General features: G+C 72.0%; 10 protein-coding genes. 2 read left to right on the top strand and 8 right to left on the bottom strand.

Features of this window, described 5'->3' with window-relative positions; all coding sequences use genetic code 11:
• Nucleotides 1-8 precede the first annotated feature (8 nt).
• Nucleotides 9-1,487 (bottom strand): XRE family transcriptional regulator, encoded by a 1,479-nt coding sequence (locus BLS25_RS10325; protein ID WP_074695503.1) that lies wholly within the window; start codon nt 1,485-1,487, stop codon nt 9-11.
• Nucleotides 1,488-1,616: 129 nt separating this feature from the next.
• Here BLS25_RS10325 and aceA point away from each other — a divergent pair, with 129 nt between their 5' ends.
• Complete coding sequence (aceA, locus tag BLS25_RS10320) at nt 1,617-2,933, top strand: isocitrate lyase (protein WP_074695501.1); 1,317 nt, start codon at nt 1,617-1,619, stop codon at nt 2,931-2,933.
• 184 nt (nt 2,934-3,117) lie between these two features.
• A complete protein-coding gene (aceB, locus tag BLS25_RS10315) occupies nt 3,118-4,731 on the top strand; it encodes a malate synthase A (protein WP_371129338.1) in 1,614 nt (537 codons plus the stop codon).
• 57 nt (nt 4,732-4,788) lie between these two features.
• Here aceB and BLS25_RS10310 read toward each other — a convergent pair whose 3' ends face one another.
• The 7 genes from BLS25_RS10310 to pnuC are packed head-to-tail and all read right to left on the bottom strand — an operon-like array spanning nt 4,789 to nt 12,433.
• Nucleotides 4,789-6,135: an AMP-binding protein gene (locus tag BLS25_RS10310; protein ID WP_074695497.1), complete on the bottom strand. Its 1,347-nt coding sequence runs from the start codon at nt 6,133-6,135 to the stop codon at nt 4,789-4,791.
• Nucleotides 6,128-6,736, bottom strand: a complete 609-nt coding sequence (locus tag BLS25_RS10305; RefSeq protein WP_074695495.1) for a phosphohydrolase — start codon at nt 6,734-6,736, stop codon at nt 6,128-6,130. Before BLS25_RS10305 ends, BLS25_RS10310 begins: the two co-directional genes overlap by 8 nt.
• Entirely contained in the window at nt 6,729-8,546 is a 1,818-nt protein-coding gene (locus BLS25_RS10300) for a vWA domain-containing protein (protein WP_256335572.1), read from the bottom strand. Before BLS25_RS10300 ends, BLS25_RS10305 begins: the two co-directional genes overlap by 8 nt.
• Complete coding sequence (locus BLS25_RS10295; protein WP_056223839.1) at nt 8,543-9,184, bottom strand: hypothetical protein; 642 nt, start codon at nt 9,182-9,184, stop codon at nt 8,543-8,545. The genes BLS25_RS10300 and BLS25_RS10295 overlap by 4 nt, the downstream gene beginning before the upstream one ends.
• Nucleotides 9,181-10,752: an AAA family ATPase gene (locus BLS25_RS10290; protein ID WP_074695493.1), complete on the bottom strand. Its 1,572-nt coding sequence runs from the start codon at nt 10,750-10,752 to the stop codon at nt 9,181-9,183. Before BLS25_RS10290 ends, BLS25_RS10295 begins: the two co-directional genes overlap by 4 nt.
• Before the next feature lie 9 nt (nt 10,753-10,761).
• Nucleotides 10,762-11,856 (bottom strand): AAA family ATPase, encoded by a 1,095-nt coding sequence (locus tag BLS25_RS10285; protein WP_256335571.1) that lies wholly within the window; start codon nt 11,854-11,856, stop codon nt 10,762-10,764.
• Nucleotides 11,825-12,433: a nicotinamide riboside transporter PnuC gene (gene pnuC, locus BLS25_RS10280; RefSeq protein WP_074695491.1), complete on the bottom strand. Its 609-nt coding sequence runs from the start codon at nt 12,431-12,433 to the stop codon at nt 11,825-11,827. The genes BLS25_RS10285 and pnuC overlap by 32 nt, the downstream gene beginning before the upstream one ends.
• Nucleotides 12,434-12,446 lie beyond the last annotated feature (13 nt).

Here is a 12,446-nt window from a genome sequence, read left to right as displayed (position 1 = left end):
CATTTCGATCACTCGCGCGGCGCGTGCGCCTCGAGGAACTCGTACATCTCGGTCGTGTCCACGCCCGGGAACGCTCCGGTCGGCAGGGTCGCCAGCAGGGTGCGCGGCGTGCGGACGTTGGGCCACGCCCGACCGCGCCACGCGTTCTCGAGCGAAGCGGGCGCCCGACGGCAGCACGCCTCGACCGCGTGACGCGAGATCGCACGGTTGGAGGTGTCGCGACCACGGAACCACTTCGTGTCGTCGAAGCGCACGCCCACGCTCACCGAGTGCGCACCCTCGCTCGACTGCTCCACGCGCGCGGTGCACCAGTAGGTTCCGTTGCCGGTGTCGGTGTACTGGTAATACGGGTTGAAGAGGTCGTCTTCGTCGAAGACCACGCGGCTCGTCCAGCGCCGACAGCACATCTGCCCCTCGATCGAGCCGAGGCGATCGGTGGGGAAGTTCACGTCGTCGTTCTCGTAGGCCTTCGTGATGGTGCCCGACTCGTGCACCTTCAGGAAGTGCACCGGGATGCCGAGGTGCACGGTCGCCAGGTTCGTGAAGCGGTGCGCGGCGGTCTCGTACGACACCGAGTAGGCGTCGCGCAGGTCCTCGATGCTGATCGTGCGCCGCTCCTTCGCCTCACGGAGCGCCGGCATGACATGCGCCTCGGGCATGAGCAGGGCGCCGGTGAGGTAGTTCGTCTCGACCCGCTGCCGGAGGAACTCGTCGTAGCTCGTCGGCTCGCCGTGGCCGAGCATGCGGCTCGACAGCGCCTGCAGCACCGACGCGCGCGGGTCGCCTTTCGCGACCTTCGTGGACAGGTACAGCCGGCCGTTCTTCACGTCGGCGATGCTCCGCGTCGACGAGGGCAGGTCGGGCACGTAGTGCAGCGTGAAGCCGAGGTGGGCGGCGATGTCGCTCGCCCCGCGTTGGGTGAGGGGACCGCCAGGGTGCTCGATCGCGGTCAGGATCCCGGATGCCGTGCGCTCGAGGTCGGGAAAGTGGTTGTCCTGCGTGCGCATGAGGCGGCGCAACGCCACGTTGGCCCGCCGCGCCTCTTCGGGGGTCGCTGAGCGCTCCTCGCGGAGGCGCTCGATCTCGCCCTGCAGCGCGAGCATCGCCGACAGCACCTCGTCGGGCACCGACCGACCGACGCGGAACGGCTCGATGCCGAGCGCCTGGAACGTCTGCCCGCGCATCGCGCGCTCGACCGAGATCTCGAGCGCCGCGCGCTCGTCGAGGGGCTCGGCGTCGAGGATCTGCTCGAGCTTGCACTCGAGCGCCCGCGCGATCGCCTGAAGCAGCGTGAGCTTGGGCTCGCGACGGCCGTTCTCGATCATCGACATCTGGCTCGGGGCGCGACCGACCGCCGCGGCGAGCTCGTCGAGCGTGAAGCCGCGCGCGGTGCGCAGCTGACGGATGCGTCGGCCGATGGTGAGGGTGTCCACCTCGTCATCGTCGAACGGGAGGGATGCCGAAGAAGCGGAGACGCCGGTGTCCATACGTCATGTTCTCACCGGAACAGAAGATCGCGCGATCTTCACACGACAAATGCACTTCGAGGGGGCTGTTCTTCGCCGACAGTGGTCTCCACGGGGCACCGCAGCCCCGACATCCGAAGGAGAACGCTCATGACGATCCAGGCCACCCCCGCCCAGCAGCCCCTGCGCCCCGGCGACCAGACCGTGACCGCCGACGAGATCCGCGCCGCGTGGGAGAACGACCCCCGCTGGGACGGCATCGAGCGCACGTACTCGGCGGAAGACGTCGTGCGCCTCCGCGGCAGCGTCCGCGAGGAGTCCACCCTCGCCCGCCGCGGAGCCGAGAACCTGTGGAACCTCATCCACACCGAGGAGTACGTCCGCGCCCTCGGCGCCTACACCGGCGGACAGGCCGTGCAGCAGGTGCGCGCGGGTCTCAAGGCCATCTACCTGAGCGGCTGGCAGGTCGCCGCCGACGGCAACCTCGCCGGACAGACCTACCCCGACCAGAGCCTCTACCCCGCCAACAGCGTGCCCGCGGTCGTGCGCCGCATCAACAACGCGCTGCTGCGGCAGGACCAGATCGAGCGCGCCGAGGGAGAGATCACCCAGGACTGGCTCGCCCCGATCGTCGCCGACGCCGAGGCCGGGTTCGGCGGTCCGCTCAACGCCTACGAACTGGCCCAGTCGCTCATTTCGGCCGGCGCCGCCGGCATCCACTGGGAAGACCAGCTCGCGAGCGAGAAGAAGTGCGGCCACCTCGGCGGCAAGGTGCTGGTGCCGATCCAGCAGCACATCCGCACCCTGAACGCCGCGCGCCTGGCCGCCGACGTCGCCGGGGTGCCGACCGTGATCATCGCCCGCACGGACGCCCTGGCCGCCGACCTGCTCACCAGCGACGTCGACCCGCGCGACGCGGAGTTCCTCACCGGCGAGCGCACCAGCGAAGGCTTCTACCGCGTGCGCCCGGGCCTCGACGCGGTCATCGCCCGCGGACTCGCCTTCGCGCCGTACGCCGACCTCATCTGGGTCGAGACGGGCGAGCCCGACATCGAGCTCGCGCGCCGCTTCGCCGAGGCGATCCACGCCCGCTACCCGGGCAAGAAGCTCGCCTACAACTGCTCGCCGAGCTTCAACTGGAAGCGCCACCTCGATGACGAGCAGATCGCCACGTTCCAGGCCGACCTGGCCGCCCTCGGCTACGCCTTCCAGTTCATCACGCTGGCCGGCTTCCACGCCGTCAACCACTCGATGTTCGCCCTCGCCCGCGGTTACGCCGAGCGCGCCATGAGCGCGTACGTCGAGCTGCAAGAGGCCGAGTTCGCCGCCGAAGCGAACGGCTACACCGCCACGCGCCACCAGCGCGAAGCGGGCACCGGCTACTTCGACGTGGTCTCGACCGCGCTCAACCCCGACAGTGCGACGCTCGCCCTGGTCGGCTCCACCGAGACCGCCCAGTTCCACTGAGCCCTCACCCGCTCTCGCCCACCCCTCGTCCCCCTTCTCGCAGTGCATGTCCCATTTTCGGCTGCCTGGGCCACCCCCAGGCCGCCATTTTCGGGACATGGTCCGAGAAGCGGACGCGCCACAGAAAGCCACGACCATGACCCTCATCGACACCTCTCCCCCGCCGACCACCGAAGAATCCCGGATGCCGAGCACCCCGGCATCCGCCCCGCACCTGCGCCTCGAGCGGCCCGTGCACGGGCGCGACGGCGAGATCCTCACGCCCGCGGCGCTCGCCTTCGTCACCGAGCTGCACGACCGCTTCGCCCGGCGCCGGCACGACCGGCTCGCCGCACGCCTGCGCCGCCGCTTCGAGATCGGCACGGGCGACGACCCGCACTTCCGCGCCGACACTGCGCACATCCGCGACGACCCGTCGTGGCGCGTGGCGGGCGCCGGCCCGGGCCTGGAGGACCGCCGCGTCGAGATCACCGGGCCCACCGACCCGAAGATGACGATCAACGCGCTGAACTCCGGCGCGCGGGTGTGGCTCGCCGATCAGGAGGACGCCACGAGCCCGACCTGGAGCAACGTCATCGGTGGCCAGCTGTCGCTGTTCGACGCGATCCGCGGACAGCTGTCGTTCACGAGCCCCGAGGGCAAGCGCTACGAGGTCACCGCCGAGCGCACCCCCACGATCGTGATGCGCCCGCGCGGCTGGCACCTGCCCGAGAAGCACGTGAGCTTCATCGATCGCGCGGGGCGGGAGCTCCCGGCATCCGGATCTCTCATCGACTACGGGCTGTACGTCTTCCACAACGCGCACGCGCTGATCGCGGCGGGCCGGGGACCGTACTTCTACCTGCCGAAGATCGAGTCGGCCGAAGAGGCACGGCTCTGGGACGACGTGTTCTCGTTCACCGAGGAGCGCCTGGGCCTCGACCACGGCACGATCCGCGCGACCGTGCTGATCGAGACGCTGCCGGCGGCGTTCGAGATGGAGGAGATCCTCTTCGCCCTGCGCGACCACTGCGCCGGGCTCAACGCCGGGCGGTGGGACTACATCTTCTCGATCATCAAGACCTACCGGGGCCGGGGCGCCCGCTTCGTGCTCCCCGACCGCAGCGAGGTCACGATGACCGTGCCGTTCATGCGGGCCTACACCGAGCTGCTCGTGCAGACGTGCCACAAGCGCGACGCCTACGCGATCGGCGGCATGAGCGCGTTCATTCCGAACCGCCGGCGACCCGAGGTCACCGAGGCCGCGTTCGAGAAGGTGGCCGCCGACAAGCGGCGCGAGGCCGGCGACGGCTTCGACGGCACGTGGGTGGCCCACCCCGACCTCATCCCGGTGGCCCGCGCCGAGTTCGACGCGGTGCTCGGCGACGAGCCGAACCAGCTCGGGCGCACCCGCGACGAGGTGGCGGTCGACCCCGCCGACCTGCTCGACGTGCGCATCGGTCTGCCGGTGACGACGGCGGGTGTGCGGGGCAACGTCTCGGTGGCGATCCGCTACATCGAGGCCTGGCTGCGGGGCCTGGGCGCCGTCGCGATCGACGACCTCATGGAAGACGCCGCGACCGCCGAGATCTCGCGCTCGCAGATCTGGCAGTGGATCCACCAGGACCACTCCACGGCCGAGGGCACCGCCATCACCCGCGACTTCGTCGAGGCTCTCGTGACGGACGTGCTCGCCGAGGTGCGGCGCTCCGAGGGCGACCGCTTCGACGACGCCGCCGCGGTGTTCCGCGAGGTGGCGCTGCGCGAGGAGTTCCCCGCGTTCCTCACCCTGCCGGCGTACGCGAAATACCTGAACTGATTCACCGGATGCCGAGGGGCCGGGGCCACGAGCCCCGGCCCTTTCGTGCGGCGGGAGTCAGCGCGCGGCGGACCGGAAGCGTCGGGGCTTGCCCTCACCGAGGTCGGCGAGACGCTCGACGCGCTCGAGCCGAACGGGCTGACCGAGCAAGGCGCGCAGCGCGGTGGTGATCGCCGTGCCGTCGCCGCCGGCGATCCTCACCTCGAGCCCGCCGTCCGCTCGCTGCTCCACCGTCCAGCCGTGCGCGCCGTGGCTCTGCAGCTGCTGCGTGAGGTCGACCGACGGCACGCGCGTCCCCGCGGCACTGACGAAGTCGGTGTGCTCGCGCCCCTCGAGGTCGGCGATGCCGACGCCGCCGCCGGGGAGGTCGACGAGCCGACCGACGTCGCCGGTGCGGTACCGCACGAGCGGCAGCAGGGGGTTCTCGCCCGCGGTCACCGTGATCTCGCCCATCGCTCCGTCGGCGACCGGCTCGCCCGCAGCATCGAGCACTTCGACGTGCACCCGCCGGTCGAGCACGCGGAACGGTCCGTCGTCGGTGCGCACCGCGATCGGCCGGGTCTCGTGCAGGCCGTACACGTCGAACACGGGGCACGAGAACGCGGCCTCGAGCTCAGCGCGCAGCGGCGCCGACAGGGCCATCGCGCCCGAGAACAGGGCGAGCGGGTGCACGACGGCCCGCAGTTCGGGGGTCAGCAACTCGGACAAGCTGGTGGGGTTGCCCGAGATCACCTGCGGATCCGCGTCTCTGAGGAAGATCGAGCGATCGGATGCCGCCCGCCAGGCGCCCTCGTTCAGATTGACCCGCGCCATGGCGCGCTGGGCGAAGCCGCTGACGATCGACACGTACGTGAAGGCCTGGCGCTGCTGCAGCACCCACATGATCGCGAGCCGCTCGGCATCCGGCTCCCACTTCACACCCGCTTCGCGCACGAGGCGGACGAGCAGGTGGAAGCCGCGCGCCACCTCCTCGACGTCGTCGGGGATGACCAGCGCCGCCCCCGTCGACCCCGAGCTCGTGCCGTGCAGCATGCGGTCGAGGTCGGCGTCGAGGGGGACGAATGCCGAGACGTCGGCGACGAGATCGCGCCGCTCGATCGTGGGGAAGTCGTCGAGGGTCCGCAGCCCCGTCATGCCTCGATAGAACGGAAGTCGCCGCGCGGTGTCGAGGTGCGCGTCGAGCCACCCGTCGAGCGGCAGCGGCGTGCGAGCGCGGTCGACGGCCTCGGCGGTGAGTCGGTCCCCCGTGGCATGCACCCACGCGGGGGCCGCCGGGTGCGTGCGCCACCGCTGCAGGCGCGCGGCGCCGCCGGTGTCGAGGGTCGGCCAGCGCTCGGCATCCGTCAGCACCGCCGCCGATCCCGGCCGGTACTCGCCGAGGGCGAGCGGGTCGTCGTCACTCACTCGAGTACCTCGCGGCGGCTTCCCGGGCGCGCGCCTCGGCGAGGCGGCGGGCGATCTCTTCGCGGTGACGGTACGCGGCGTACGCCTCGGCGAGCGCGGCGTTGCGGCGGAGCGAGTCGCGCGCGTCGAGGAGGGCGCGCGCGGTCTCGCGGTCTTCGCCGGCCGGCAGGAAGCCCGCCCACAGCACGAAGGTGCGCGCCGCCTCTTCTCGCCGCTCGGCGTCGGCGAGCCAGTCGCGCGGATCCACCACGGGCGCGAGGCGCAGGGCCAGGGCGTCGATCGCGCGCGCCACGTCGCCGCCGGCGAGTGACGGGACGAACGGTTGCACGAGGTCCTCGCTCGCCACCACCCACAAACCGATGGCCGCGCCCGTGCGCACCCGCTCGTCGTCGGCGTGATCGATGGATGCCAGGGGTCTGCCCAACACGTCGCCGGCGAGCGCGCGCAGCGAGACGTCGTCGTCGAGGAACGGCCGCGGCACGCTCGACAGGCGCGCCGCGATCTCGTCGACCCCGGGGCCGGGCCGGGCGCTCGCCCACGCCGTGTCTTCGGGCGGCGCGATCGCCGACCACACGCTCAGCAGATCGTCCGCCTCAGCCACCGAGCACCTCCGCCAATCGCGCGCACACCGCGGGTGCGTCGTCCATCCGTTCGATGTACATCACCTCGTATCCCGCCCGCAGCGCCGGCTCGGCGACCCGGTGCTGTCGATCGAGCACGACGAGGGTCGCCGTGCTGAGTGTCTCGCGCACCCGGGGCGCGACATCGGCGCGAGCGGGATCGCCGTCGCCGAAGAGCGAGGTCAGCCCGTCGTCGGAGAGAACCACGAGGTGACGCCGGTGCGCGGCATCCGGAATCCCCCGTCCGGCGTACCTCTTGTCGAGCAGGTCGAGGGGGAAGGTCGTGCCGCCGGCGAAGAAATGGGCGAGGTCGGCGATGACCCGGGCGGGGTCGCGAGAGTACTCCTCGCGGCCGGCGACCTGGCCGGGTCCCGAGAAGCTCGTGACGCGCACACGTCCGCCTCCCCGCAGCACCGACAGGGCGAGGATGGTGCCCGCGAGCACGGCGGGCGAGCCCGTCTGCGGCTGCGGCATCGAGCCCGAGCTGTCGATGTAGAGGTCGAGATCGATGCTCGACGACACCGGCGGCGGATCATCGGGCAGGTAAGAGCGCCGCAGCGTCGTCACCCCGGGCACGACCGCCCCGCCCGCCTGCAATGTCGCGGGCCAGTCGAGATCGGCGAGGTCGTCACCGGTCTCCCAGCTCTCGAAGGGTCCCGGGAGGTCGGCCGAGACCGCACGCGGCAACCGCTGCGTGAACGGACGCACCCAGCGCGTCGCCTCGGCTCGGTACCAGGCCGCGATCACGGCAGCCGGGTCCGCGTCGGCGTACAGCTCGAGGGTCTGCGCGATCCCGAGGGCCTGCCCCGTGGCCGAGCCCTTCGCCGCCGGCGCAGCAGCGGCCCCCGCGGAGGAAGGCACCGCGCCGCTCAGCCGCCGATCCGACAGCACCCGGCCGAGCTCCGAGGGGGTCGCGGCGGCGTCATCGGCGGCGCAGGTGCCTCCGGGGAGCGAGGCCGCGCCGTCGGTGCGCGGATCGATGAGGTAGGGCGCCACCACGACGCCGAAGCGCAGGGCCCCGGCCACGGCGTCGCCCGCGAAGGTGCGCACGAGCGAGGCGAGCACGTCGGCGTCGAGGGCGGGACGCGTGACCGTCGCTTCGGCGAGTTCGTCGGACACGCGCTCGGCGGCCCTGCGCGCCTGCCGCAGCGCCTTCTCGGCCGCGCGGTGCTCCGCGGCGATGCGCGTCCAGGGCAGTTCCTGCTTCTGCTTCGGCGGGCGTCGGGCGGGCTCCGGCGGCTCGGGGTCGCAGAGGGTTCCGCGGGGCAGGTTCCACAGCAGCTCGTACGTGCGCAGGTACACCCACCACAGCGGGCTCGGCGACGAGCGCGAGGCGCGGTACAGCTCTCGCGACAACCGCACGATGCCGGGCTCGCCCACCCCGTCGCGCCGTCGCTGCAGGACGGCGACACGGGCGTTGACGAGCAGGTCGGTCCACAGGTTCGACATCAGCGCGAGATCCTCGTCGCGCAGGGTGGGTGCCCCCGCGGCCTGCAGGGCGCGGGCCATCTGATGGCGGATCTTCAGCGCGTCCAAGCGCGTGCTCGGGGCGAGCACGTGGTGCCCGAGTTCGTGCGCGAACACGCTCTCCATCTCGCCTGCTCCCCCGAGCTGCGCGACCATGACCGGGTCGACCGTGACGACCGGCGGAAAGGTGAACCACGCGGGAGCGCCGTGCTCGTCGCCTGCGCCGGGAGCCATGCGCGCCTCCTGCAGCCGCACGCCCCACAGTCGCTGCGCCGCCTCCCACGCCAGCAGCTCGCCTCCGATCGGCGACATCGTCGTGCTCACGCCGGCTCCGCGACGTGGATCCACACCAGGTACGAGTCGGCGAAGGTGATGACGGATGCCGCGCCCGCGGCGCCCGGATCGGGCTCATCGTCGAGCGGGCTCAGGCGCGACCCCCAGGCGTCGGCGTCGATGCGCCACCACCGCGCCCCGGTGCGCACGGCGAACGCGCCGTCGACACCGAGCGGTCGACCGTCGGCCGGAGGCGCCGTCCACGCGCCGCCGAGACCGCGGAACCCTCCGACCGCGCAGACGTAGCCGTTGGCCTCGCGGCGGCCGGGCCACCAGTACCGGTCGGTTCTCTGGCGCTCGACGAAGACGCCGAGGTGGGCGGCATCCATCCCCAGGGCGGCCGCCGCGGCTGCGCCTTCGCCGGACGACCACGCCCGCTCGATGCTGCCCAGAGCGTCGTCGCGCAGGCCGAGCGCGCCGGCTCGCCAGCCCGCGATGCCGGCGAGGGCGATCGGGTCGAACCCCTCGCCGGCCGCGCGCCCGGCCGCGAACGACACGGCGAACCGCTCGGCCGAGCCGCCCGCCGCTTCGACGTTGCGTCCCGCCAGCGCCAGGTCGAGCCCCTCGACCGGCACCGGGGTGCCCACCGGCGGAGTGCGATCGGCGAGGTGGCCGGGGCGTCGGATCACGAACGCCCCTCGAGCCAGCGCAGGTAGGCCGTGTAGCGCTGGTGCAGGTACTTCAGCGCCATGAGGTCGTCGAAGTCGCGGCCGTAGAGCTTGCCGGTGCCCGCGACGGTGCGCAGCCGTGCCTCGATCTCGGTGAGGCGCCGACCGGCCTCGACCGCCCCGACGCCGTCGAGGCCCGCCTCGAGCTGCGCGAGCAGCGCGCCGACCGGGTCGTCGCCCCCGCGGCCGAGGGCGTCGAACTGTCGGCCCGACTCCGCGAACAGGTCGGCGAGCCAGCTCATCACATCGGTGCTGAGCTCGCGCTCGGCCCCCACATCGAACCGAGGATGGGTGGGATTGGGCAGCAGCTTGCCCCGCAGCACGAACGGCAGCATCGCGCCCACGTCGGCGACCGATACCGCGTCGCGACCACGGAACCAGGCGACGGCCTTGGCGTAGACGATGAGGGTCTGCAGCGCCCGCACCGACAGGCCGTTGAGGGTCTGCGCGCCGGGATCGGTCATGAGGTCGGCACCGGAATTCGCCTCGATCGCCTCGGCGACCCGGCCTCCGGCAGTGGTCACCGTGTCTTTCGTGCGGTACTCGAACCGGCGCCCGCCGCCCTGCACGAACTCGAAGTGACTGAGGAAGAACTCCAGCCGCCGACGCACCTCGGCCGGCACCGGCACCGCGCGGATCGCCGCGCGCATCGCCGACTGCTCGTCGGGAGCGAACACGAGCTCGGCGGGCACGTGCTCCTCGGGCTTCTCGCCGGCTTCGACGCGGGCGACGAGCTCGTCGAGGAAGCGGCTGTTGAACCCCGCTGCGGGCACGGTCACGTCCATGCGGTCGCGCAGCGCCTGGATGACGGGGAAGGTCCCACCGCCCGCGTCGTCGTTGGCGGTGAAGAACCAGCTCTCCACGCCCGAAGCGGGGGCCGTGCGACGCATCTGGTCGTGGCTCTCGACGTAGCCCTCGGCCACCATCGTCAGCAGGGCCGACTGCGTCTTGGTGGGGATGCGGTTGTACTCGTCGACGATCTTGACGGGCCGCGTCAGCCACTCGCGCCACGCGATGCCGATCTCGGCCAGGCTCGACGCGTTCATCAGATCGCGCGGCAGAGGGATGCCGACGAGGTCGCTGATCGACAGCTGCGGCTGCCCCTGCTGCACGCCGCGCCGCACCTCCTCGGGCGTCGACCCGGCGAGCACTCCCATGAGCACCGCGACGGTGGTCTTGCCGCGGCCCGGGCCGCCGATCAGCAGGCACTTGCCACCCACCGCGAAGCTCAGCAGCGGTAGCAGCACGTTCGAGGAGTACGAGGGCTCGTTCGGCAGGGTGAGCTCGGCGCCGGCGTCGCCCAGCTCGAACGTGAGCGGGCGCCCCGACGAGAACTCCACGTCGTAGTAGGGCGAGATGACCGCGCGATTGACGATCCAGTAGTACGTCTGCCGCAGCTTCTCGTCGAGAGGCGGCGCGGCCGGGGCGGGTGCCTCACGGAAGAGGTCGGCCGCGGCGAGCGGGGCGACCCCGTCGGCGGCGTTCGACGTCGTGGGTGACTCGGAGAGCTTGTGCCAGCGGTCGGCCATCGCGCCAGCCTAACGTCCGGCCCGTCGCCGCAGCTCCTCTTGCTCGGCGAGCGACCGCCCCTCCATCGGCGGGGTGAACGACGTCGCCCGCGCCACGGCGTCGCGCACGGCGGGCAACGCCTGAGCGAGCCGCGCGGCGACCGACCCGCGCACCTCGAGCCAGGGAACGGGCTGCGCGGCGAGCACCTCGCGGAAGCGCTCCTGCATATCGGTGCGGATGTGCTCGCCGTCGCGCATGCCGTCCTGCACGAAGGGGATCTCATCGCCCGTGAGGATGTACAGCGCCGGGCGGTGCTCCGCGGCCCGCGCCAGGATGCGCGGTGCCGGGGTGCCCACGTACCTCTCGTGCCAGAGCGCCGTGGCGAGGACGTCGGTGTCGCAGACGAGGACCGAGCGGGGAGCCCGCCGCACGGCATCCTGTTCCCACCCGATCTGGCGATCGACGACGAGATCGAATTCGTCGCTGCGCCACGGGGCGTCGAGTCCGCCCTCGCGCGTCTCGCTGAGCTCGCGGCCGTACTCGGGCACCCAGATCGTGCCGAGCTCGGCGGCGAGGGCTTCGGCGAGGGTCGTGGAGCCCGTCGACTCGGCACCGAGGACGACGACGCGCGCGGCCAGATCGGCCCGCACCGCGGGCGACAGCTCGTGCCAGTGACCGTCGAGATCGGCACGGATCGCCGTTCCCGACACGGGGTTGAGCCGGCGTCCCGGGTCCACCTGCACCCAGTCGGCACCGAGACGGCGCGCGAGCTCGGCCCCGTACTCATCGGAGGTGAAGACCACATCGACCGGCTCGTCGAGCAGGCCCGCGATCGTCGCGGTGTGCGCGTCCCACGCGGTCTCGGAGGCGAAGTCGACCGGAGTGTCGTCGAGGAGGTCGACCACGCGCACCGTCGGGTGGTCCTCGCGCACCCATGCGGCCCGTCGCTCGAGGGGGATCGATTCGACGGATGCCGCGATCACCTCGACCGTGACCCGCTCGCACGCCCGGGCCGCCGAGCGGATGAGGTGCGCGTGACCGACGTGGAGGGGGTAGAACTTCCCCACCACCACGCCGTGCCGATAACGGCGCTCAGGCACGCGCGGCGCTGAGGTCATCGGCATCCGTCGTCTCGTTCCGCAGCCGACTCCACGACCGCAGTCCGCCGACGCACAGGACGATGAAGAGGGCGTAGAGGGCGGCGATGATCCACAGTCCGGTGGCGATCGACAGCGCGACGAACACCACATCGACGCCGATCCACACCCACCAGCTCTCGATCCACTTGCGGTTGAGCATGTACTGGGCGACGAGGCTGGCCGAGGTCGTCGCGGCATCGGCGAGCGCCACCTGCGAGTCGGTGTACGTGTCGAGAAGCCAGGTCAAGACGAGGGTCCCCACCACCGCGACGACGATGAGCCACGGCACCGCCCGTCGAGGCGTGCGGGCCACGTACTCGCGATCGTGTTCGATACGACGCGTCCACCGGAACCAGCCGTGCACCCCGAGCACCAGGTACACCACCTGCAGTCCCGCGCTGGCGTAGATCCCGGCCGGCACGAACACCGAGAGGAAGACGAGGTTGTTGGCGATGCCGATGGGATAGGTCCACACGTTCCGCCGGGCAGCCAGCAGCACGCACGCCGCCCCCGTGACGAAACCGAGGATCTGCATCCACTCGGCGAGAATCCAGTCGATCACCCGTCGAGCCTAG

The organism is Microbacterium testaceum StLB037, assembly GCF_900104345.1.
Taxonomy (GTDB): Bacteria; Actinomycetota; Actinomycetes; order Actinomycetales; family Microbacteriaceae; genus Microbacterium; species Microbacterium testaceum_A.
The sequence above is the reverse complement of the archived record's forward strand: the minus strand, read 5'-3'. Positions and strand labels throughout refer to the sequence as shown.

Excerpts from the sequence above, each read along its gene's own strand:
- BLS25_RS10325 (WP_074695503.1), bottom strand. The coding sequence starts at position 1,487 with ATGGACACCGGCGTCTCCGCTTCTTCGGCATCCCTCCCGTTCGACGAT.
- aceA (WP_074695501.1), top strand. The coding sequence starts at position 1,617 with ATGACGATCCAGGCCACCCCCGCCCAGCAGCCCCTGCGCCCCGGCGAC.
- aceB (WP_371129338.1), top strand. The coding sequence starts at position 3,118 with ATGCCGAGCACCCCGGCATCCGCCCCGCACCTGCGCCTCGAGCGGCCC.
- BLS25_RS10290 (WP_074695493.1), bottom strand. The coding sequence starts at position 10,752 with ATGGCCGACCGCTGGCACAAGCTCTCCGAGTCACCCACGACGTCGAAC.
- BLS25_RS10285 (WP_256335571.1), bottom strand. The coding sequence starts at position 11,856 with ATGCCGATGACCTCAGCGCCGCGCGTGCCTGAGCGCCGTTATCGGCAC.